General features: G+C 43.5%; 23 protein-coding genes. 6 read left to right on the top strand and 17 right to left on the bottom strand.

Going from position 1 to position 22,633, the window contains the following annotated elements; genetic code table 11:
* Nucleotides 1–583: 583 nt before the first annotated feature.
* Both OSC7112_RS31810 and OSC7112_RS31815 read right to left on the bottom strand, forming a co-directional pair.
* Nucleotides 584–913, bottom strand: a complete 330-nt coding sequence (locus OSC7112_RS31810; RefSeq protein ID WP_015211742.1) for a XisI protein — start codon at nucleotides 911–913, stop codon at nucleotides 584–586.
* On the bottom strand, nucleotides 901–1,317 hold the full coding sequence (locus OSC7112_RS31815; RefSeq protein WP_015211743.1) for a XisH family protein: 417 nt from the start codon (nucleotides 1,315–1,317) through the stop codon (nucleotides 901–903). Before OSC7112_RS31815 ends, OSC7112_RS31810 begins: the two co-directional genes overlap by 13 nt.
* A 148-nt stretch (nucleotides 1,318–1,465) precedes the next feature.
* On the opposite strand from OSC7112_RS31815, the gene OSC7112_RS40460 reads away from it, so the two are divergent.
* Nucleotides 1,466–1,615, top strand: coding sequence for a hypothetical protein (locus OSC7112_RS40460; protein ID WP_190274462.1), 150 nt, complete (start codon nucleotides 1,466–1,468; stop codon nucleotides 1,613–1,615).
* A 21-nt stretch (nucleotides 1,616–1,636) separates the two neighbouring features.
* Here the strand turns inward: OSC7112_RS40460 and OSC7112_RS41420 are convergent, their stop codons facing one another.
* Nucleotides 1,637–5,521, bottom strand: coding sequence for a hypothetical protein (locus OSC7112_RS41420; RefSeq protein ID WP_015211744.1), 3,885 nt, complete (start codon nucleotides 5,519–5,521; stop codon nucleotides 1,637–1,639).
* Nucleotides 5,522–5,666: 145 nt separating this feature from the next.
* Between OSC7112_RS41420 and OSC7112_RS31830 the strand changes: the two genes are divergently transcribed.
* The 4 genes from OSC7112_RS31830 to OSC7112_RS31845 all read left to right on the top strand — a co-directional run bounded on the left by OSC7112_RS31830 (nucleotide 5,667) and on the right by OSC7112_RS31845 (nucleotide 9,915).
* Nucleotides 5,667–5,897 carry a hypothetical protein gene (locus tag OSC7112_RS31830; RefSeq protein ID WP_015211745.1) on the top strand — a complete coding sequence of 77 codons (231 nt, stop codon included), beginning with the start codon at nucleotides 5,667–5,669 and terminating at the stop codon, nucleotides 5,895–5,897.
* Between the two features lie 438 nt (nucleotides 5,898–6,335).
* Nucleotides 6,336–6,716, top strand: a complete 381-nt coding sequence (locus tag OSC7112_RS31835; protein WP_015211747.1) for a Pepco domain-containing protein — start codon at nucleotides 6,336–6,338, stop codon at nucleotides 6,714–6,716.
* A 1-nt stretch (nucleotide 6,717) separates the two neighbouring features.
* Entirely contained in the window at nucleotides 6,718–8,496 is a 1,779-nt protein-coding gene (locus tag OSC7112_RS34920) for an SAVED domain-containing protein (protein WP_015211748.1), read from the top strand.
* 12 nt (nucleotides 8,497–8,508) lie between these two features.
* Nucleotides 8,509–9,915 (top strand): nucleotide-binding domain-containing protein, encoded by a 1,407-nt coding sequence (locus OSC7112_RS31845; protein ID WP_015211749.1) that lies wholly within the window; start codon nucleotides 8,509–8,511, stop codon nucleotides 9,913–9,915.
* Between the two features lie 102 nt (nucleotides 9,916–10,017).
* Here the strand turns inward: OSC7112_RS31845 and OSC7112_RS31850 are convergent, their stop codons facing one another.
* From OSC7112_RS31850 to OSC7112_RS31900, 11 genes are all read right to left on the bottom strand, one after another.
* On the bottom strand, nucleotides 10,018–10,848 hold the full coding sequence (locus OSC7112_RS31850; protein WP_015211750.1) for a ThiF family adenylyltransferase: 831 nt from the start codon (nucleotides 10,846–10,848) through the stop codon (nucleotides 10,018–10,020).
* Nucleotides 10,849–10,870: 22 nt separating this feature from the next.
* Nucleotides 10,871–11,602, bottom strand: coding sequence for a hypothetical protein (locus OSC7112_RS31855; RefSeq protein WP_015211751.1), 732 nt, complete (start codon nucleotides 11,600–11,602; stop codon nucleotides 10,871–10,873).
* Nucleotides 11,595–12,302 carry a prokaryotic E2 ligase family D protein gene (locus tag OSC7112_RS31860; RefSeq protein ID WP_015211752.1) on the bottom strand — a complete coding sequence of 236 codons (708 nt, stop codon included), beginning with the start codon at nucleotides 12,300–12,302 and terminating at the stop codon, nucleotides 11,595–11,597. The genes OSC7112_RS31855 and OSC7112_RS31860 overlap by 8 nt, the downstream gene beginning before the upstream one ends.
* Nucleotides 12,275–13,087, bottom strand: coding sequence for a hypothetical protein (locus OSC7112_RS31865; RefSeq protein WP_015211753.1), 813 nt, complete (start codon nucleotides 13,085–13,087; stop codon nucleotides 12,275–12,277). Before OSC7112_RS31865 ends, OSC7112_RS31860 begins: the two co-directional genes overlap by 28 nt.
* 1 nt (nucleotide 13,088) lies before the next feature.
* Nucleotides 13,089–13,337 (bottom strand): hypothetical protein, encoded by a 249-nt coding sequence (locus OSC7112_RS31870; protein ID WP_015211754.1) that lies wholly within the window; start codon nucleotides 13,335–13,337, stop codon nucleotides 13,089–13,091.
* Between the two features lie 2 nt (nucleotides 13,338–13,339).
* Nucleotides 13,340–13,537 (bottom strand): hypothetical protein, encoded by a 198-nt coding sequence (locus OSC7112_RS31875; protein WP_015211755.1) that lies wholly within the window; start codon nucleotides 13,535–13,537, stop codon nucleotides 13,340–13,342.
* Nucleotides 13,538–13,565: 28 nt separating this feature from the next.
* Entirely contained in the window at nucleotides 13,566–14,267 is a 702-nt protein-coding gene (locus OSC7112_RS31880; protein WP_015211756.1) for a hypothetical protein, read from the bottom strand.
* 61 nt (nucleotides 14,268–14,328) lie between these two features.
* Nucleotides 14,329–14,595: a hypothetical protein gene (locus OSC7112_RS31885; RefSeq protein ID WP_015211757.1), complete on the bottom strand. Its 267-nt coding sequence runs from the start codon at nucleotides 14,593–14,595 to the stop codon at nucleotides 14,329–14,331.
* A 109-nt stretch (nucleotides 14,596–14,704) separates the two neighbouring features.
* Nucleotides 14,705–15,400 carry a siphovirus Gp157 family protein gene (locus OSC7112_RS31890; protein WP_015211758.1) on the bottom strand — a complete coding sequence of 232 codons (696 nt, stop codon included), beginning with the start codon at nucleotides 15,398–15,400 and terminating at the stop codon, nucleotides 14,705–14,707.
* Nucleotides 15,401–15,403: 3 nt separating this feature from the next.
* The gene (locus OSC7112_RS31895; protein WP_015211759.1) at nucleotides 15,404–15,655 is read right to left on the bottom strand and encodes a hypothetical protein; all 252 of its coding nucleotides are present in this window, start codon (nucleotides 15,653–15,655) and stop codon (nucleotides 15,404–15,406) included.
* Nucleotides 15,656–15,697: 42 nt separating this feature from the next.
* Nucleotides 15,698–16,192 (bottom strand): hypothetical protein, encoded by a 495-nt coding sequence (locus tag OSC7112_RS31900; protein WP_015211760.1) that lies wholly within the window; start codon nucleotides 16,190–16,192, stop codon nucleotides 15,698–15,700.
* 196 nt (nucleotides 16,193–16,388) lie between these two features.
* On the opposite strand from OSC7112_RS31900, the gene OSC7112_RS31905 reads away from it, so the two are divergent.
* Nucleotides 16,389–17,393 carry a putative endonuclease domain-containing protein gene (locus OSC7112_RS31905; protein WP_015211761.1) on the top strand — a complete coding sequence of 335 codons (1,005 nt, stop codon included), beginning with the start codon at nucleotides 16,389–16,391 and terminating at the stop codon, nucleotides 17,391–17,393.
* A gap of 31 nt (nucleotides 17,394–17,424) precedes the next feature.
* Here the strand turns inward: OSC7112_RS31905 and OSC7112_RS31910 are convergent, their stop codons facing one another.
* The 3 genes from OSC7112_RS31910 to OSC7112_RS34925 all read right to left on the bottom strand — a co-directional run bounded on the left by OSC7112_RS31910 (nucleotide 17,425) and on the right by OSC7112_RS34925 (nucleotide 22,581).
* Nucleotides 17,425–17,916 (bottom strand): hypothetical protein, encoded by a 492-nt coding sequence (locus OSC7112_RS31910; protein WP_223300929.1) that lies wholly within the window; start codon nucleotides 17,914–17,916, stop codon nucleotides 17,425–17,427.
* A 416-nt stretch (nucleotides 17,917–18,332) separates the two neighbouring features.
* Nucleotides 18,333–20,417, bottom strand: a complete 2,085-nt coding sequence (gene recG / locus OSC7112_RS31915) for an ATP-dependent DNA helicase RecG (RefSeq protein ID WP_015211763.1) — start codon at nucleotides 20,415–20,417, stop codon at nucleotides 18,333–18,335.
* 472 nt (nucleotides 20,418–20,889) lie between these two features.
* Entirely contained in the window at nucleotides 20,890–22,581 is a 1,692-nt protein-coding gene (locus tag OSC7112_RS34925; RefSeq protein ID WP_015211764.1) for a relaxase/mobilization nuclease domain-containing protein, read from the bottom strand.
* Nucleotides 22,582–22,633: the final 52 nt, after the last annotated feature.

Below are 22,633 nucleotides of genomic sequence, written 5' to 3' on the forward strand. Positions count from 1 at the left end.
AGGTGTTGGAGTACAAAAAATCTATTTAAAAGCAGCGAAATTTAATTTAACTTAATTAAGATTTGTGAAATTTGGAGGAAAATTTAGGAAATATTAGGGAGAAGTAGGAGATATTAGGGAATATTAGGGAATATTAGGAAACAGAAGGGTTAAAATATAAAGATTTTTGTAGCCCTCAGTAACAATTGTAGTGTTGTTTCTTCTCACAAAAAGTTGCACCCTCTGTGTGGAGAATGCAACTCGCGCTTATTGCTGGCAGGCATTACTTCTTAGAAGAACCTGACCTTTGTCATAATATCAGTGGGGTTAGTACCTGGACCAGCGAGGCAACAGAGCGGATTAAGATAGCGATCGCTAAAATGAGTCAGCGGATTTAGGCTACATCCCTCTAGCTATTGAGACTTGCGATTATGCCTTATCCATTGCTACAGAATTAGGCATCCCATTAGCCCAAGAATGTCAGGAGTTGAAAGAAAAATTGCTGAGCGAACAAACATAAACTGTGACGAATCAGTGGCAAATGTTTAATAGGAGAGTAAAGAGGGATATTTATCAAAATGACTAAATGCGATCGCTCCCATTTTCAACTGACAGCAAACTCAGTAAATTTTCGTTTATAGGGAGCTTTAAACGCTAAAACTATATCTAGCTTAGGAACTCCAGCTTCTACTAATTCGTTAGCGACTCCGATTTCTGTACCATCCCGTTCGATCCAAATTTTGCCATCTTTTATTTCCACGTAAATGATACAGCCAAATACTCGTGTTAAATCTTGCCAACCAATATTAAGAACTTGATAGCGATCGCGTTCCGTATCAAATATCAGTTGGACTTCAGTCTGGCTATTTGACCGATTTTTGGCATGACTTTTAAGAATTGTTTGCACTACTTCACGGTAATTCATTCCTTCCATAGAACAATATCCTCTCGTTCGGGGTTAAAAATAAGCAATTTGAGTTGATGTTCTGCAATTACTCTTTGAATAAATTTACGACTAAAAAATTCATCGTAAATATCAACTGTAATTGCTAAATACAAAGTTCTCTCTGGCTCTGTCAATCTCAAGGCTGAACGGTAGTTGAGGCATTGACCAAGTGCTATGTGAAACTCAGTCACGTCTGACGCTCCTAGAAAAGATTTTACCTCTACTGCTATCTTTTGACCAGTTTTTTCAGCAGCTAGGATTCTCTCTGCTGCTAAGTCTATGTAAAAATCAATATCCTCAGCTTGAATAAATAGAGGATCGTCTGTAATTGTCCACCCATCTTTTTCGAGAGATGTTTTAACTGTATTGTGAAAGAAATCTTTAGCTGACATTAAGAAACTTTGTTTTCAAGCTAATTGTTAGGATAGCACAAGTATACTACAGAGATTTGCGAAGCGAAGCGTTCGTCTAGGACGAGGGTAAAAAGTGGTTTAAGTATAATCCATAACATACTTTTAGCTGTGCGTACAACAGAAGTCAATGGAAAATTTTCCATTGACTCCTAGGCGATCGCCCCCTAATATCAATTCCGGTTACACCGGAATGATGATCCGTGGTCCGTGGTCGGTGGGGGAATGTGGAATTATTGACCTTGACTTTATCATTCCCATCCAACCGGAAACGATATAAAACCCAGCCACCCCCACTCGACTAAACCATTTCCAACTCCCTCGGTTTCGATTCAGTCGCAGGCATGAGAGTAGTTCGGGACTGGGCCAAATCTTTTTCCCGTTCTACAATCATCTCTTGAAAACGAGCCGCTGCTTGCTCTGTCAGGGGAATTTGAACCTCCCCGGTGTGAACGTTGGCTTTAAACACGGTGCGCTTGGACTCGTTTCTGACAAAGCAATCCCCGTTCGGCTGCACGTAAGCCGTCCATTGGTTGTCGCCAAACTTGAAGTGTTGGGTACTATCGGAAGGAAGGTGCAACTGCGATCGCCGTTGCTTGTATGTTTCCGACACGACGCTAAAGAGCGTGTCTTGCAGAGAAAGCCGCCAGTTTTCAGCTTTAGCGTTAGTGGTGTCGCCCTTTCCGTTATTAACTGCCGTTTCTGGTTTTGAAGCAGGTTCTTGTTGGAATTTTGGCGGTTGGTACGTGCTACTGTTTTGAGCGATTCCGTTTGGGCGGATCGCTGAGCGAATCGCGTTTCCCGCAGGCTTCGCCAAATCAGAAGTCTGAGATACTTCAGGTGAATCGATCGATGGCAATTGAATTTCAGGCAACCGAATCGATTCGCGATCGACTTTCAGCATAACTGACCTGCCGCTTTTGTCGGGGGAAAGCGTCGCCTCAAAAGTGGTTCCAGGGGGAAATTTAGGACTTTCAGGGGAAAATGTACCCAAGTTTTTCGCGTCTAACTGGATAATGGGAGTGCCTTGAAATCGGTAATATTTCTCGTGAGTGGGAGGTAAGTTTATCGTTCCCACTTGCAGAGTTACTTTCCGATCCTTCCATTTTGACTTGGAGAAATCTTCCTCTGAGTAATCGTTATCGGGATGTTTGACATTGACTACTTCTATTTGATTTACCCGATAATTTGACAAAGCATCGGAGATTTCATCCATGAATAATTTGTAGACAAGTGCGCCTCTACCTGCTTTATCTTGAGACTCAATCCACCGACAATCGACGGGAGGGACGATGAGGAGTCTGGTTTCATTACCGGAGTAGTTTGTTACCTTCAAAGAGTCGGTGTCGATATGGTCGTTGGAATTATCTCCATATTTGCCATCTAGTTTCGCCACCATGCTCTGGGGTAAGTTTTTGAAGGCGAATTCAACTAACGGCAATTCGGGATGAGCAGTAGCTTCATATTCAATCCCTTTGCTATCGAGTGCGTCTTTCCATTGGTTAGGAAGGTCAATGGTTCTGCCGTCTTTAGTTTTCACTTTCTGGAAAGGAACTTGCAGGACGTAGACATCTCGCGGTAAGGCTTCGTGGACCAATTCGTAGTCTTCTTGTAGGGAAAAGGTAATTTCCAAATCCTCTGCTACCTTCTGGCAAATTGTCCGGTGTTTGCTCAGGTTATCGGAAGTGTGGGTAGCTTGGAATAAGGCATGAGCAGCCCTGGTTTTTCTTTCAGGAGTCTCCCAAATTTCGTCAATCTCCGCTCGATAACTGTCATAAAGTTTGCCCATTTCCTCTTTTCGAGCTTTGATATCGCTGCCAGTGCGATCGTAGATAATGCTTTTGTCCTCTTGAAAGCGCTGCACCAGGTCTTTCGCCCATTGTAATTCGTTTTCTTCCCAATGCAGGTCATTTTCTTTGCTGTGTCGGTACTGGATTCCTCTCTCTACTAAGGCATTTTTGTACTCATAGGAAACGTGCAATTCCTTCCCTTCTTTTTCATACTCAATGCCTGCTGCATCCAGTTGCTGGCGATTGTCTTTCGACACGATTAAATGAGCCGGAATTGGGGGAAGAATGTGCTGAAATTCATCTCGGTTGCGCTGGATGAGCCGCGTCTGTTCCCAATAAGGGTTAACGGCCTCTTTGGCTAAGACGTAAACAGGATTGGGAAAGTCGGCGGGCATGGGAAATTGTTTGTACAGTCGCTCGTCTCCTTTGTACTGGAAAAAGTAAGTGCAGCTTTTGTGTTTGTCGCACCATTCATCTACTTTTTCTAGTAAAGTGTCGGGATTTAGATTTGTTTTCTCTTTCACTTCTTTGGCATCTTTACCCCGCAGCGAGTTTTTCTGGTAGTCAACTTCGTACTGTTCCATGATGCTGAGAGCAGCGATAAATCGCTTTTGCTGCTTGAGAAATAGCTTTTCATCTTCCCCGGGGTTGGGGAGTGCTGCTGCTACTTTGCCAATGGCTAAAGCGACGATTCCGACTTCATTTTGAGAGCTGGCAACTCCAATTTGTTCTAGGGTGGTAAATTTGCGTTGACCTGCTTTAACTTTACCTTCTCTGACTTCGGGGTCGTCTTCTCGATACCGAGCTTTAGTATAGGGAACTTTCTCCGCTTGTACCACTTCTCCGAAGTCAAATAATCCGTCTTGTGCTGGTAAGATTTGTTTGGCAATTTGAGGGATTTTTTGAGATTCGATGCCAAACGGTTCGTCACCGTCAAAGTCTCCTTGATGGAACTTTTCTAAGTCTTTGGGATTGAACCAAATTACCCCTTTGATTTTCGACATGACAGCACGGGTTTCCTCTGGAATATTTTCCAGGTTTTTTGCGTGTACATTTTGATATATCCTCAGACCATCTTTGTTGAGAATTGGGAATCGACCTTGAACGCATTCTCCTTCTTCTAAATGGTTAGCGCAAACCGTGCCTTTGGGTAAATCTTCGCAGGGTAGAGCCATTGCAGAAGTCATTGATAAAGCTCCCCTGGTTGCCAGATTTCGCCATTTGGATGCCAGCCACCTTTCTGCCATATTGGTGAATTCGGGACTGCCTATCATCAGTCCGAATTTGTCGGCTTTGAGCATCTGGATGTCCTGTCTTTCCCGCTTTTTATCCTCGGTATTTTCCTCGCTGTCACCGTTAATTTCGTCGTTACTTGTAGTTGATAGTTTTTCCTGCTGTTCTTTAAGTTTTCTTTCGTTCAAACGCGCTAAAAATGCTTCGCGCTTGTCATGATCTTCAATCATCGCTTGGCGCAATTTCATGGGGTCGCGTTGCAGTGCTGCCAGTCTTTGGGCTTCGGCTTTAGTTGTTGGTACTAAGTCTTGCCTTTGGGCTTCTTCGTCGAACCAAACTCCAGTAGACTGCCAGCTTGTTTGGGTGATGCCGATTTGACTGTTTTTGCGGTTTCCAAGGATGGCTTTTGGTAATTCGTAATCGCCACAAGGAATGAGTTCTTTGAGTTGTTTTTTATTGATGCCTTTGATGCTGGAACGGTCTAAAATAAGTTGAGGTTTGTTACCTTCAGAGTCGGCTAGTGAGCCGAGTAAATTGTCATCGGGACGGAGGGTTCCTTTAGCCAAAAAGCTGACTTGGGGTGAGGATTCTGTATTTTCTGAATTCCAACTGCGTAGCCAAGCGAAACGGAATTGGCTGGCTCGATTTTTCTCGCCGCCGATGCTTTTGAGTAATTCGGAACTGATTGCACCGTGACAGTCTCCGGTTCGATATTTAGCATATTGCGGGTCGGTGAAATCAACAATTTTTACTCGCAGGTTGTCGCATTCTGATACGCCGGACATACAAGTGCTGACTAGGAGGGAACCGTAGCGACAGGCGGTGTCTTTTTCGGTTACGAATAAGTCTCCTATCTTTTTGGCTAGGGTTTCGTCGCCAAAATAATAGCTGTTTCCAGATTGAAATATCATGCGTCGCTTGATGCCGTCTTCTGGGTCGTGGATGCTGGCGCGTAATTGGCTAGGATCTGGATTGGATTTGTCAAGTTTGACAATCATTAATGTCTTCAGTTCGTCTGGTTGAAACATTGCTTGCAGAATCGAGTGGCGCAGGATTTCTGGGTTGTTGAAAAATTTGCCTGCATTTCGACCTTTGGCATCAGTGTAAGCGGCATCAAAAACGGGTATTTTGAGTCCTTGTTCGGTACAAACTGTGGCGACCATGAGTTGATTTCTCCCTAGAATCGAGGTGTTATAATAGGAATTGTTGAAACAGTTGGTAAGGCAGGTAAGAAAAGTCTATCTAAGCCTTAACAGGTTGAAACTCGGTCAAGTGTTGACCGTTGGAAGTGTTTTTGAGGTGATTGAAATGGAACTAAAGGTTGATACAATTGTTAATCCGGCTCTGTTTGAAGATGAAGATACTGAGCTGGTGGAATTGACGATCGCTCCTGAAGATGAGGATAAATACCCATTCGTGCGTCCCAGCAGTGCTCCTGCGGATTTGATGGACAGACCGGGGAGGGTTATTGAAGAATGGGAGAATATGGACTTCGACGAGCGAATTCAGGCTGACCCTACATATATCGATAGGGTCTAGGCGTAGGGGGACACATAGCAGAGGCATGGGGTGTTTGGTCCGATGGGGCGGCGGTAGCCGCCCTGATATGGCCTCTTGGTTTGGCTATGCCCAATGGAAAATTTTCCATTGGGCGAGCGGTTGGGGTGGGAATGTTGACGACTGTTACCCGTCCTTGCACCCTCCTAGCGATCCACCAGATTTGATGGATAGGCCGGGGAAGGTTATTGTAGAATGGGAGAATATGAACTTTGATGAGCGAATTCAGGCTGACCCTAGTTACATAGAAAGGGTTTATTTATGGGTTTGATTTAAGCAATCTGTCTTCAATTGCTCAATTGTTTGCTACTGGTGTATTAGTGCCAATCACATAAGGCCTTACTTTTATTTCTTAGTTTAAAGTACAGTGTCTTAATTTCAGCGAAGATAGAATAGAAGAAAAATTTTGGAATTAAAAGCATGTCAGACGATTCATCTCAAATTTGGATTGTGACTGAAGTAGAGACCACTGAAAGTGTTGAAATTCTCCAAGGACAGCGGAGTAGCGATGATACTGGGGGTGGTTTTGGTCAGCGAGTGAAAGAACAAATAAAGACGACCGTCCAGCAGCGAGTTCCATTGGATGCAGCGGCTCTAAAAGTTCAAATGAATGGACTGCTGAAGGTCTTAGGTGATATTTCAACTGAGGCTAACCAACAAAATGGACTACAACTAGATGAAGTCGAACTATCCGTTGAAATCAATGGTGAAGGGCAGGTAAGCATCCTAGGCAATAGCGGAAAATTGGGGAACAAAGGGGCAATTAAGCTTAAGTTCAAGCGAACTACTACAAACAGTTGAAATGGGACAAAACTGGGCAATTACGATCGGTATCAATGGTTATCGCAACTTGCAATCACTCAACTACGCCAAATTTGATGCCGAGGCAATGCAAGTATTTTTCCGGCAAGAACTCAATATCCAGACTGTTTATCACTTTGCTGATGATTCCTTGCCTATAAAGCAAGACTACGGTTCTGATCTGGACTCTCATCCTACTTACACAACTTTAAATCGTTTCTTTCGAGTGCGGTTTGAAGAGTCATTTTTGAAGTCAGGCGATAACTTGTGGTTCTTCTTTGCAGGGCATGGAAAACGTCATAAAGATCGGGACTATCTGATGCCGATAGATGTTGATCCTGGTGATGTTGAGAGTAGTGGCATTTCATTGCAGTACGTTAGTGAACGCCTGCGACGCAGTGGTGCCGATAACGTTGTTATGCTAATTGATGCTTGTCGAAGCGGAAACGGGCAAAGAGATGGTGTGGGCTTTGGGCAAGAAAAGCAGCAAGGTGTCATTAGCTTGTTCTCCTGTAGCCCAGGGGAATCTTCCTATGAGATTAATGAACTACAACATGGATCATTCACCTATGCCCTGTTGGAGGGACTAAAAATTGAAGGAGAAAGCAACTGTGCGACCGTTGAACGGCTCTATCAACGTCTAAGGCAAAGGGTTCCTAGCCTGACCCAACAATACAGAAAGGTTCAGCAAACTCCTTATGGTGTAGTCGAACCACCAACTAAGTACCACCTCATTTTGTTGCCTCGCAAAGCTAATCTTACTGACATCGTGACACTGGAAAACGATGCTCTTCTGGCTGAAGTTCAGCAAAACTTCCAACTTGCAAAACAACTATGGATTCGCGTACTAGCTGTTTCACCAACTAATTCAAAAGCAATTGAAGGGATTGAACGCTTAGCCCGTGTTGTACCTGCCGGATATGGCTCTGGTAAGACTGATGTTCAGCATCCAGTAGGAACTTTCTTTGCAATCCGTCATCAGTCATTTGAACTATTAACAGTTCGTATTTCGGAGGAGTCCTTACCTGCTCATTTTCGGCATTACAAAATTCAACATATCGAGTTTTACCTATCATCTTTCTTCACAAACGGCGTTTGCGACCCCATTAGTGCTGTACAACAGAATAACAATCTCATAAACGATTTTTTAGTGGTATTTCAAGCCAATCCAGAAGCAGTAATTGGTTACTATGGCATTGTTCACATTCCACTTCAGTTCTGTGCTGGTTATGCTGTCTCAACCTGGCCTAGGATTGCGTTATTTGAATTGGATCGCGATGTAAATTGTTGGTATGAGTTGGCTGGTGATGATAGTCCAAAACTTGACCTAAGCGTTAGCAATATCTCACGTCCAGCAAATGCTGTTGCCGTTGCCATTAGAATCGCCATTTCGTTTGACATTACCAAAAATGATGTGGACGATGTAGTGCCTCAGCCCTATGAAGATATACAGATTAAGATAGGTAAGCGACGTATTGACGCGATCACCCATTACAGTCAGGTAAAGGAAGTCTGTAACGCTTTCCGGCAAGTCCTTGATGATTTGCATACCCGCGTTGACAAGTCACTTATTGTGCATATCTTTTATTCTGGACCAGTTAGCCTTGGCTTCAGTCTCGGACGCCGAATCAGCCGAACGATCCATCACCAGGTTATCGTCTACAACTACACATCTCATACAAGTCCACGGTATGCCTGGGGTGTTAAGATTAATAGTGCTGATTCACCTGAATCTAGGGTCATTTCGACTAAGTTGCTCATCCATGATACCTCAGAGTAATTTCACATATTCATGTACGACATCTCTGACGACTTACAAATTTTTTATGACACCCATGTTCGTCTTGGAACAATACGACGACAGCAACTTGCAACTTATCGAGACTTAAATATCACCCGACTAAAAAATGGTTTAAACGATCTTGCTAAAGAAACTGGTCGTCCGCACTCACATCCTTATGACTGGAAGAACCAAGGTGGGTATGCAATGCATACTCTCAACCAAGATCCGAAGGGTGACAATGACTACGATATTGACGTTTCACTAATTTTCCATAAAGATGAGATACCTGAAGACCCGCTTAAAGCACGGCAGCGTGTACGTGATGCGTTATGCAAACGCTGCACTAATTTCACAAAGGAACCAGAATCACGTACTAATGCAGTTACGATTTGGTATGCAGAAGGCTACCATATCGACTTTGCAATCTACCGCACCTATATAGACAACCTCGGTATAAAGCGTATTGAGCATGCCAGCACCGAGTGGAAACGGCGAGATCCAATGGAGGTTAACGACTGGTTTAGTAAATGTGTTGCGACACTAAGCCCGAAGGCCAGTCAAACTCTCGGTTACTATCCTAAAGTTGAAGATGGGCAAATGCGCCGCATTGTGCGATTTCTAAAACGGTTCTGTCGCTCACGAACTTCTTGGAGTCTACCCGGTGGCATGATCGTGTCAGCACTAGTAGCCGAGTCTGGTATTTACACAGCGAACAGCGAGCGCGATGACCTTGCCTTGTACAACACTATGGTGGCATTACGTAATCGACTAAAAGCCTCTTGCCACGTATACAATCCAGTCGATACTTCACAGGAACTGACAGGCAAAACTGAAGTATTAAACCAAGTCACTCGACTTCGGGATCGACTCGATACTGCAATCAGTAAACTTAGCGTGTTATTTGACGAGTCAAAGTGTACGAGAGAGAAGGCGCGTTTTGCTTGGGACTGGATTTTTAATCATGAATTCTGGGCGAAAAAAGAAAGCACTAAAGGTACAATCAAGGCTGAGTTAAGTGCTGTAACAGGATACAGTGTTACAGTTCGCTGCGATCTTGCCAAGCGTGAGAATGGCCCAATTTATGAACAGTACTTGAGTGGAAGCTCTGTTTTACCTAAAGGCGTTGCACTCAAATTTTCAGTCATATCAACAAATGTCCCACCCCTCCCCCTCTACAGCGTGCAATGGATTGTTGATAACGAAGGAGACGAGGCAGGTGAGGCGAAGCAGCTTTACTGGGAAAGCAGTGATAGCGGAACCACAATTTGGACAAGCACTGCCTTTAAAGGTACTCACCGCATGACCTGTCAAATTAAGAAGGAGGGTCGAGTTATGGCGCAGGCGGTACACATTGTAAAGATCACAGCAAGCGGTAATTCTAGGATTTCGGGTAGTTCCAATCGTGGATTTGGCTAAAAAGTTCCTACTAACCTCAAACGAGGTAAGATGTCGCACCCCCTAATCGAAAATTTTCCATTGGATCATTGGTTGGGGTGAGGTCGATGACGGATGCTGAACTCAAGCATTAGATTTTAGTGCCACACAGACCGAATGCTGGGTAATGTAAAGCGATCGCGCCGTCCCACTCTCCAAATCAAAATAGGTCGCAAACCGCTTGAGATTGCCCGCAGCCATCCGGTACAAATAATCCGCCGCCTCAGCCGCCACTCGAACATTCACGCTCTCGCTCTGCACATTCAGCACTGCCATCTCAGCACAAGATAGGTTATTTGTCAACTCTTCAGGTTTCGGTTTCAAAAGGTCAGGAGCCAGGAGCACCGGAGATGGCAGCCTAGCACATCCCAGTACCCCAAAATTATAGAAGTCCGGGTCAGTTTCCAAAGAACTGCCCAGCAAAATTTGTCCCGCTGCTGCATGATTTCCGCAATCGAGATACCACACGCGGGGAATTTCAGAACGGCTGTAAAATTGGTTTAACTCCAGAGCCTGATTAATTGCCGCTCTCCCGGCTGCTGTATCCACGCACCCCACCAGGATGGTCAGTTTGTCGTAGGCGTAGCGGATTAGCTTGGGGTCAAATACCTGCACGAAAGCCGTCGTGTCAACTCCCCAAGCGATAGAGTATCTCAACGCTAGAGCCTGCGCCTTGGGCAGTCCGATTTCCTTATCGCAGAAAGCTTGCCTGCTGATGTTGGCGAATTCAACTCGATCGGGATCTGCGATCGCAAATTGCACCTTTTTCCCCGACTTACCCAAACTCCGTGCCAGCCGTGCAATATGGTAAGACAGCCAAGAACCCGTTCCTCCCGCCCCAATTAGCCAAAAATCAATCGAATCAGCTTGTCTGACAATCAGAGGCGAAGCTTCCAAATAATCATAATTAAACATGGGGTAAATCTCCAAATCTTGTTTACAATTCGATTGGGTCATCTAACAAAGATGGCGCAACAGAACTGGAGTAGAATTTATCCATCAAATCGTCTTTTTCTCCACCAACTGTGACATCTACAATGAAACTCGGTAATTCAAATATCCAGTCAGCCGGAACGTGCCAGAACTGTCGATAAACTCCCACGCGGCAAATAATTTCAGCGCTCGATTCAGTCACTCTCCCTAAAACTACGAAAATGCGGAAACCCCCTTCATCTGCATCATCTGCACTTGAGAAGAAAGCTGCCATCCGATTGTGCGAATGTACCTCTACAGTGGCGTTAATGTACGAAGAATCTAAACCGTATTCAATTGCTCTACATTTAGCAGAACTTTGCGTTTGCTCTGGAATTACGAGCCGCCATTCTCCTTGGTCCTGATGAATGTGGAAAGTGATTTCTAACGGTGGTTCTGCAAGCGCGGCGATACAACTTTCTTTCCACATTTGGATGAGTATCTGTTGAGGGATTCGTCCGGGAGTTAATCGGACTAAAGGCTCAATCGGTTCTAATCCTCTGATTAACGCGGTAAAAATTTCCACCGGAATTATCACTTCTAATCCCAGTCTAACCGCTCTAACAAAGATGCCATTGCTGCCAATCAAATACTCGAACATACTGCTAGAGTGAAACGGCAGATTTTCTCCGAGTTTGACAATCTTATAATCGACAAATTCTAAGTGGTAGTGATTCACTTTAGGTGGTTCAATCATCAGTTATTGCTGAAACTAATTTGGCAATTGTTTGGTTCGTGCTGACTAAATCTTTAACTGGGTAAGATGAACGTTTAACTGCTTTTTCGAGCTGCAAGCGCACGTCACTGGGTTGCGCCCTAGATTTGCCGTCACTCAAATGTCCGTTGAAGGGACTAGAGATGAACAATTCCCAAGCTTTTTTTATAGTATTGGGCGAAGCTACAGGCGGTTTATTATCTCCCCAGCAGATGCGTCCACAGGGTTGATAGGAATGCAAATAGACGTTGGGCAGCGGAACGTGGAAAGCATCTGCTTCCGGGTCAAATTTAGAGCCTTTAATTGCCCAAACCCAGTAATCAGATTTCAACCCCAAGAACACCAATGCTGGTAAACAAACCAAGTGCTTTGATTCCAACAAATTTATTTCGTGTTTCTGAGGTAGCACGAATTTGATTGTCCATTCCCCGGCGCTGCCAGTTCCCCAACGTACTATCCCCGATTCAGGGTTTATCCAACCCGAATCAATGGGTGTATTGGCAAAAGCTGCTCGCAGAGTTGCTGGAGACAGACATTTGTACTTGGAACTGTCCCCCGATTGATAGTGAAAAATGTAAGTACCGCCCTCAATAAAGAGAAGTTCGGCTTGAATAGTGGACAATTTTCGGGGGGCTACCTCCAGTACCTCTCGAATTATTTCAGATGTAATGTCAGATTCCATAATGCTAAGAGGTGTGAGAAATTGGTGTTAGGCTCAGATTCAATCCAGTCAATCAATTCGCAGGCTTTATCTAGTAGCTGACTAGCTTTTTTCCATTCACTTGCTAGGAATTTAATGTCTTCAATTGTCCAGGGTCTTGATTCAAAATTATGATTCCAGTAACTTTCACAGCAAACACTTTGGTCTAGCCAAATATTGCCAGTTTTTAAGTCAAGAAGTGCTAAGGCTGTAGGCAAATCGCTGATGGGAGGTGCAACGCGACGGGCTAATGTTTTAAGAAGTTTAAAGTTAGTTTGTTCGGGATGTGAAATGTCTTTCAACCTGTATCCAAACGTGCATTCGTACCACGATTCTCCTTTATCGCCTACTACCGATTCCAACCACCACCGACCTGACTGCGAAAGCGGCAGTAATATCTGCCATCCACTTCGCAATGCGTCAATTCCTTCTTCATGGTCTTGCCAATCTATTCCTTTAGGCGAGACAGGAATTTGATAGAGGCGCTCTTCATAAGCGCCCTCTAAAATTATGTCGTCAATCGGAAATAAATGTTCGTTAACTAGCGAAATAAACTCCAATTCCTTGGGACTGTGATTTTCATCTTCCGAGTAGAGTTCCGCTTGGCTTTTTTCCCATTCCAAAGGAAACAATTGTTGATAAAGACTGAGTAGCTGATAGGTGTTCAGTTTATCTAACAAATAATCGGTTGCTGATTTAAAATCGATGATTGGTTGGCACTGCTGTAATATTTGCAGAGCGGATTTAGCATTCCAAATTGCAGCCATATTAAAACCCCATTGGAACTGCACCAGCTACAGAGCGACTATTTAACAGTCGTTCCTTGGTTTGCTCAACTGCTCTCACGTCGTCTGTCCCTTTTGAAATAGCTAACTCAATAGCTTTTACCATTTCTTTCATAGTCGCGCTATCGAGTTCGCCAGAAAGCTCTAACCGTTGTAGTTTCCGGCACATAGATAGTGCGGGATTGACTTCTTCTGGTGCATTGATGAGGAATTCTAAAGGAGTCATTTTCATGGTTATTTTACTCCTTTAGAGCCGTTGCGTTTGGCTACTGTAATCAATTCTCCAGGTTTTCTAATGATGTCGGCGTTAGCGCAATCTGGGTAATAAGTTGTGAGCAATTTGCGGAGTTCGTTATCATCATTTGCTATTTCCTCATCAACAGGATGCTGTTGTCCCTCGAAGGAAATTAGCACTTTCTTTTTTGAAGTCATTTTTTTATCCCAAAAGTAGGTATGTCGTTCAAATCCCAAATAAGGTCAGTTGCGTTCCAGTAGTTTTAGACTCTGTAGAAGTTGTAGACGTAGTGGTGCTACTTGCTTCGCTTCCAGGTTTATTTGGGTTAGCGCTTCTTTTCTTTTGGTTGCGAGCATTAGCAATCTGTCGCCGCACTTGGCAATTAGGAAAATCTGCTACAAGTTCCTTCAGCAGTTCTTTGAGAGGTGGCGGTAATTCTCCCAATGATGACTCTCTTATCTTTTCGCTAACTGGAAAGTCCCTGTGACTACTTGCGGAAATAATTACAATTCGTCCGTCTGGATGGCCGTCATCTGGTTTAAATCTCAGGTGCACTTCGACAGTACATTTCTCTAAGATATAAGGTTCTTCTTGATGTTCGGATTGTAAATTGTGGGATTCTTCAGTTTCAGAGACAGCATTTTCTTCATCTTCCTCTGCCCAATTATCATCATCTATTGATTCTGAATCGCTTGCAGAGGTTGATGATTCCGTAGCGACTGGTTTTTTAACTTTAGCTGGCGAGAGGAGACCTAGATAATGTTTTTTGGCTTGCCAGCGATCTCGGTCAAATAGCAGTCCAATCTTTTGGAATTTTTCCTCTATTGTTTCTTCATCTTCGGGTTGAATTGTATACTCAATTAACTGTTCGCTCGTTACCGATAAATTAGCAGCCGCGACTGCCTCTTCTGGTGTCAACCATTTCATTTTTGCTATGCTATTTAATAGCTGGTCATACTACTTATGGGCGTTAGCCCCCTTATTGGTATTAATTAAACTTATTCAAAGATCCACTTAATAATAGTAGCGGCTCATCTCCGTAGGCTTCTACTTCCAAGTAATCGGTCATTGCTTCAGCTACAGCGGCTCTTATAGAACCAAGGAGGACGAATAATCGCCCATCTTTTATGGGAAACGATATATCGAGGCGATTGTCTCCATCCTCAATTAAGATGGCAAGTTTTCCTCGATGAATTCGGTAGATAATTGTGTCAAATGTTGAAATATCAAAGGAATGGTTGTTTTGTTTTTTCATGGATTAAGTTCTCCTAAATTAATTCAAAAAAATGGTTTAGCAGATAGCGATATAACAACTATCTGCTGTTAGTTAAACCTCCCACGCTTATTTTTCTGAAGATTTACCCCTAGCCGGCTCGTGCTTTCATTTTCTTGTTAGAACCATCAGCGCTTTTAGCGATCGCCTTTTCTTTTCGCCTACTATTTTGTGTGATAGTTGAATGATTTTCCTGAGTATTTGGTGCAGCAGCACGATTAGAAATTACCTCAGTTGCAGAGGTCAGATTTGATGGTACTATTCCGTATTCAACTCTGAGTTTACGCTCAATTCGAGTGCCATCAACGGGAATGCCTTGTTTCCAATCCGCTACGATTTTGCGTTTGTTGGGTGTAACAACTAGCTTTTCTGTGCGGTACTCTGTTGGCAATTCACAAGGATTGATTAATACTTCGCAACTTGGCGGATTTTCCTTGAGTCGGATGTGACGCGAGATCCCCACAATCTCTGTGGGAATTACTCCCATTGAATGAAATTGTAGCAGGGTTTTATCCAGACTGCTGCGCCAACGTTCCAGTCGTTCAATTGCCTCAGTATGCAGTTCTACTAAATGTTTTAAGCGTGCTTTGACGGCACAAATTTCAGCATCTAGTTGATCTGCTAGTTCGGCTTGCGTGTCAGCAGCAATTTCCTGGTTTGTCTGGTTTTCCCAGATTTCTTTAAGAATAGCCTCCTCTTCTTCGGGAGTTTCAGCAGTTTCCAATTGATTCCAGAGTTCGACTGCTTGTATCGAATATCTGGCTAACAAATCTTTGGCTAAATACATTAGTTACCACCTTCCGCAACAATGAAAATACTCATCAAAAGTTTCAATGCTAGCGAGTATGGCTAGCGTTCCTGGCGTGAGTTCGTCTTCCAAACTATGAGAGTCAATGCTTTCATCGCCTACTTCCAAAATTTCCGTCTCTGGGATAAGTTCTAGGGAGTCGGATTTGAAATCCACTCTTCCCAGCAAAGAAGTATTAGTGTAGGAAATGAGTGTATTTGTTGTGTCGTCAGCTTCACATTGTTGTAGGGACACGGTTGTGTAAAACCTCGTCTAGAATTTCAAATTAAACAATGCTTAATAGTGCTTTCCATTTCGCGTAGAAGCCCTTAATTTTTCAACTTTTTTCAAAGCAGGAACCCGCTGCTTGCGAGAAGGAAGTTTTTCTTCAGATACATCTGATAATTCTTCTGAAAAGTTATCTTCGTCGCCTTCAAGATCGTCGTTAGTGAAATCAGCATCGTTATCCTCATCCGCGTCATCCACTTCGCTTTCATCTGTCTGAACTTCTGGTTCTGGCGATGCAGCAGCAGGTGAGGCAGTTGAGGTAGCGATGATGTCATAGCCGAGTTCTAGGATTAGCGATCGCACGACGCTTTCCATTTGCTGTTCCGATAACCCAGGAGTCGTTCTTTGGAGTTCCTGCCGTTTCATCAACATCCACACTTCCAGAGTTTCTTCGGGCGTTGCAGTCTTCAAGGCCAATTTGATTTTTCTTGTCAGTTTGTCCCGCGTGGATTTGAGACGGTCTGTGGCAATTTTTTGTGTATTATTGGGCTGATTTGTAGGCATAAGTAGTGGCGTACCAAATTATTATTTTCACCCCAATATCTGGGCGTTAGCCCATTTATAAGTGGATGACATCGGAAATTAGGTAGAGAAGTTGGTAATTCCTTGGCATGATGTGATACGACGCGCATATTTAATAGGTTAAAGGCTGAAAATACACATAACCTGAGCTTATAGATTGCCTACAAAAAGCATAACCATGAGCAAAATAAGAGGCTTTTACCCAGTTATTCTTATCCCCGATTCCATTCGTCAGTTCTGCGCGGATAACCCGATACCTATTTTGGAAGAAAGTGCTTCTTCTACAAAAAAAATTCCTTTTCCGCCGCGACCGCCAGTTTCCAATAATTCTCGTTATTCTCTGGTAATTCAACTTTGGATAGCTAGTATTGCGGTAGTAATGTTGGTTAACTGGCTGTTTGGCATGAGTGTTATGGCTTTCTGGTCATCGCTGACGTGTTCGTCAGTGAGTGTAGTAGCAGCTTTCTCTTATCTACGGTTTGTTGATTTTCAAGTGCGTGATCGCTACAAGCAACGACTGGCTGACTACCAACAACAATTATCCAAATACGAAAGTTATCAATTGTGTCGCTTGCAGCTAAATCACAAGGAAACTGAGCAATATAATTCTCTGTTGCAGGAACGATCTAAGCTGTTTAATATTTCTTTAAGAGAAATTATTCAGCAGCCAGCAAGTCAGAGTAAGGGAGGAGTACAGCAAGGGGTGAGTGAAAAGCAATTTTTTATTTACTTATGTCGTTATTTCTCTGGTTTTTATGACTTCTGTATGGGTGGTGAGTTTCCTATACCCGGTACATCTTTTCGTTACACTGCTGACTTTATACTGGTTCATCAACCGACAGGTTTAGCTATAGATATCGAGATTGATGAACCTTATGATGGGCGAACTGGAAAGCCTCATCATTGTGTGGATAGGAATAAAGATAATCAGCGCAATCAGTTTTTCTTAGAAAGAAATTGGGTGGTGATTCGGTTTTCTGAGTTGCAAGTTGTCAAATATCCTGATAGTTGTTGTAAGGCGATCGCTAGAGTTGTTTCTGAAATTACAGGTGATTATAGAGGATTAGTTCAGTTACAAAATGTTAAAGAGTTACTGCCCCAAAAACAATGGAAAGTTAAGGAAGCTGTTTATATGGCTAAGGCTAAATTTCGTAACTCTTACATAAGAAATAATTTTTGTTAATTAAGGAATTATACTAAAATTTTCAATAAATTTATAGGCTTGCTAAATGCGGGTTGTTTTCACGAATTTTTTGTAACTTAGCTCCCTCAAGTTTAATAGCTGCGGTTCGATCCAACCAAGAGTAAAGATTAGCTGCCAAAGAAGCATTAAGGCTAAACGGTTTAGAATTAAAGCCCGCTCTCATACCTCGACGAATTTCAGGTAGGGTCAGTCCTTGTTCGAGCAGAAAAGGAAGAATATCAATTAATTCTTGAAAAGCGTTCTGTGGCTGAAAGCTGTTATCTGGATCAGCTTTAAGGGTGAATCTGCGACGACGCTTAAAAGGATGTTGCCAAGCCCAACGATAGTGATCCAGATATGCTTCATCAGTATCAATAGTAGCATCGGTACGATCTATAGTATTAGCATTTTTCCAGTAAGTTTTTTCCTTTATAATAAATACCAAATCACAATAAAGGTTATTAAAATTTGGAAAAGTATCGCCACTGACCCAAAAATTGATATTATTTACTATGGAAGACATTTGTGTAATGTGACAATAGGAATGCAGGAATTTACAATTCCAAATGTATGGATCTTGATTGCCAACAATAGTATCGTGATAAACTACGATGCTATCGAATACTGATTTAGTACGAGATGGATGGTAGATAAGATAACCGTTCAAAATACGACCTCAATAGTAATTATAAAATACAATTATATAATTAAAAGTATATCCTATGAAATAAAAAATCTGTTAATAGATTGTTTGAGGTTAAGTAAAAAAATATTCTCATAAAAAGCTAAGAGGATATTTCAAAAGCTAAAGAAAGCTATATTTAACTGCTGATGAGAGGAGGGAAGCAAAACCCTGCGATGTGAGCCAATATATTGACATACTCGATCGGGCTGGCACTCTGTTCACCATAATTTTTTAATATCCTCTAAGCAAACCTATTAATTAAGAGTGCAATCCCAACTTGTCAGCCCTCGTCTTTTGAGTTCTGCAACCATCAAAGGATGTCCCTCTAAATTCGGGTTACTTTTGACGATCGCTACTGCCATATAACGAGCTAAATTCAGCAAATCCTTATCATCCAGTATATTTGCCAGAGCAAATTCTGAAATTCCCGACTGCCGATAGCCCATCACAACACCTGGCCCACGCAGCCGCAAATCCATCTCTGAAATAAAGAACCCATCGGTGGATTTTTCCAACACTTCAAGACGTGCCTTAGCTTCTGCTGTTTTACTGGTATTGAGCAGCAGACAATAGGAACGGTGCGAACCCCGACCAACCCGACCCCTTAACTGGTGCAGTTGAGCCAAGCCAAAGCGATCGGCATGGTCGATTAAAATAACTGTAGCATTTGGAACATCCACGCCCACTTCAACCACAGTGGTGGAAACGAGTATCTGGGTTTTGTTGTCGCGGAATGATTTGAGCGCTTCATCTTTCTCGGCTGATGTCATCCGACCGTGCAGCAATCCTACGCTAAATTCGGGGAAGATTTCTGCTGAGAGTCGATCGTATTCTGCTACCGCTGCTCTCAAATCTAGCTTTTCCGATTCTTCCACCAAGGGAAGGATGATGTACGCCTGACGACCTCGAAGTACCTCAAGGCGGATTAAATCGTATGCTGAAGCGCTTTTATTAAGCACTTTCGTGTGAATCTTCTGACGACCGGGCGGTAACTCGTCAATCTGACTGACATCCAAATCCCCGTGCAAGGTCAGTGCTAAAGTACGCGGAATAGGAGTCGCGGTCATCGTCAGCACATGAGGTCTGTTTCCCTTGTTCAGTAAATCCTGCCGCTGTTGCACCCCGAATCTGTGCTGTTCGTCAATGACTACCAGACCGAGTTTGTTGAAGTTGACCTTCTCTTGCAGAAGCGCGTGAGTTCCTACCAATAGTGAAAGTTCACCCGTCTCTAATTGGGCGTGGATTTCTCTGCGCTTGGCGGTTTTGGTAGAACCCGTCAGCAATTGAACAGAAACGCCAAGGCGTTCAAACCACGCCGCAATCTTCCTGTGATGCTGTTGGGCTAGCACTTCTGTAGGTGCCATAAGTGCCGCTTGGTAGCCAGACTGGATGGCAGCGAGGATAGCAACGACAGCAACAACTGTTTTACCAGAACCGACATCCCCCTGTACCAGTCGGTTCATCGGCGTTTTGGAAGTCATGTCGTTGAGAATGTCGTTAATGACCCTATGTTGAGCTGAGGTAAGCGAGAAGGGAAGTTGAGAGTAAAACTGTTGGATTAGAGGGCCAGCAGGAGTTATTTTTGTAAGAGCCGATCGCGCCAAAAGTCGGTGGCGACGCACGAGAAACGATAGCTGGAGATAGAAAAACTCATCAAATACCAGGCGACGGCGGGCAGCTTCTAGTTTGGTTTCGTCTGGGGGCTGGTGGATGTTTGCGATCGCCTTCTGTAATTCCATCAAACCGTGTTGTCGTCTGAACTCCTGCGGCAGGGGGTCATTTAGCAGCTTGGCAGATTCCAAAGCTGAGGTTACTGCATCTTGGACAATTTCGTTGCTAACTCCCTTTGTCAAAGGATAAATTGGGATAATTGAATTTTTCGTATCCTTGGCTTCGTCTAGACCGATTAATCGGATTTCAGGGGAAGTTAATGCCATTCCGCAATAGCGATCGGCTTTGACTATCCCACATATAGCAACAATGCCTCCAGCAACATAGGTGGCAGCTTGCTCGTTCCTCCACTTTTTTGATTGGTAGTACGGGTGGTTGAAGAAACGCTTGCAGGCTATTTTACCGGTTTTGTCCTTGACAATAATAGTCTGAATTGTTAGCCTAGAATTTTTAGGCGGACTGACTACTTCCTGATGTTCAATCTTACCTACAACCGTGACTGAATCGCCTACTTTCAACTGATAAATTTTTACTCGCCGATACTTGATGTAATCACGGGGAAAGTAGAGCAGTAAGTCTCGTACAGTTGCAAGGCCCAGCCTTTCTAGCATTTTGTAATTGCTTGGGTTTAACCCTGGCAGATCGCAAATGGGTGAATGCAGTTTCATGATGATAGTTGGAAATTTCTCAAATTCAAATTTTTGTTAGCAAGCCATTCATAATGCTGCGCTAGCAGCCACTTCACCAATGGCAAATCGCTGAATTTAGTTGGGAGATACACTGCTTTTAGTCCTTCCATTACTTCTAACAAAGCAGAGTTCCATTCTCGCTGGTTGCACGAAGATTTAGGGCGCAGTCGACAGAAGTAAGTGACGTAGATTCATAATTTTAAGGTGGCGCTTCCACTCTTTCACACTACTGATAATAGAGTCTGAGTCACGGCTTGGACAAGCCGGTTTGGAAAAAGCTCTTTTCCAAATAGCATATTGTTTGGTTTTTAGGTGGGTTGCAGCGACGGTTTTACTGCTCAAACAAGTCGAAAAGGGCGTCGTAAAAATAAGCAATTTGTTTATCGCCCAACTTTAGTCATCGTTTCCTGGCCCCATGAAAGCTGCGTAAAATACTAATAGTGAGCTTTGATTAATCCAAAATTATGCCAAAATTGCGATCGATTGCTTCATCACGATCGTTAAAAGCATTTTCGTTTTCTTGCTCTTGAGATGCTAAGATTGCGTTCCAGCCGGCAAAGCCTGGATTGATTCGCTTTGATTGAGGGAATGTTTCAATAATTTCTTTTGACAGTCGATCGCCGTCTCGATCTCCTTTGAAGCCGACTACTATAGTTTCTACTTCCTTAAGAAAGCCGGTTGGCAGCGAAGAAACCGCATCAATGCTTAAGTATAAAGTCGGCCTCTTATTGAAATCTGGATCTAAGGCAATTACCGACAGGAGTTCTACCGGGTTGCTGGCAATAATGGCTCTTTCAATATTGTTTTGAACCGCTATCCAGAAAACTCCCTTCTCACTGTTGTCGCCTCCTTGATGTGAGCCTTCCTCATGACTGTCAATGGAAAATTTTCCATTGGCGTCTAAGGTGCAGGTTCCTCTGTACTCTCCTGCAAGAGTGCGGAGTTGGAATACAGGGCGGTTCAGGCTGTCTGCGTCTATCCATCCCCTGTCGTGTAGGAGGTCGATTAATTCGACTGGCAGACAAGCATTTTCTATTAAATTGCTTCGTACAGACTCCCAGTTAAGTGAGTCGAACCCCGATGTTTCGCGCTCGTTGGGCGAGTCGGGTTTGCCTACATCTTCTGACTCAGAGATTAGAGAATCTTTGTCGGTTTCTGAGGAAGTCCCTGTGCTGCTTCCTTCTCGCTCTGGCCTGTCAATATTAGAGTAGGTCTGCCAGTATATTGGTGAAGAATTGCTCTCGATGCTGCTGTTCCTCATTTCGCCGCAGTCATCAGCATCACTATCATTGTTCGCGTCGCTATTTGGTTTAGAGTTTTCTGTTTCCAAAATTTCGTTCAATTCTCGCTCTTGCAATGGGGGAATGGCTTCCACATTTATGTCAGTATTAGCAGAGTAAGTGACTCCTCTGTATTTTTGCAGCCCCTTGAAGGTGTAAGCTTTGCCTAAATGAGTGCCGCTAAAAGCAATATTGCCTAATTTGTAGCTAATCCCTAATTCGCCTGCGGGGGTAGGTTCTATTTTTACACTAATGCCTTGTTCAACGAGTCGGTCAATCAAAAGAGCGAGCGCAGGACTGTCAGTGGTTGCTCTATCTAGTGCTGTTTGCAGTTGTTCCCGCGTGCTGATTTCCCCCGTTCTTGCTAACCGTCGGTGTTCGCCAGTCGTGGGAGAACGGCGTTCTTTATCAAAACTGCGGGAAGCTGGTGTCAAGTCATACTTTTCTTCCAATTCTTGAATCAATTTTTCGCTGCGTAGATAGTTCCAGCTATCTGATACGCAAGTTCCTTGCTCATCCAATTTGATACGGCTGGCTGCAATGTGAATGTGGTCGTGGTCGCGGTCGGTATGGCGGATGATAGCAAACAGATTTTTATCCAGTCCCATTCCTTCTAGGTAATCTAGGGCGATCGCCCGCCATTTGGCATCAGGGATATACTCGCCATCCGGCACGCTTAAGGTCGCATGGTAAACTGGTTTTTCAACTCTAGGGTTGAGTTGTTTGGAGAACAGAAACTCAGCAGCTAATTCCTGGACATTTTCTCCTACCATATTTCCTCCAATCAGTGAAGCTCCTTCTTTGGAGAAGAGGTAATTGAGCAATGGGGTAAAAGTTTTACCGATTTTCTGCTTGCCAATCATTATTTACTAAACTTAAAACTTGTGTAGTAAAAAAGTGATGATTTGTGGATGT

Source organism: Oscillatoria nigro-viridis PCC 7112 (assembly GCF_000317475.1).
Lineage (GTDB): Bacteria > Cyanobacteriota > Cyanobacteriia > Cyanobacteriales > Microcoleaceae > Microcoleus > Microcoleus nigroviridis.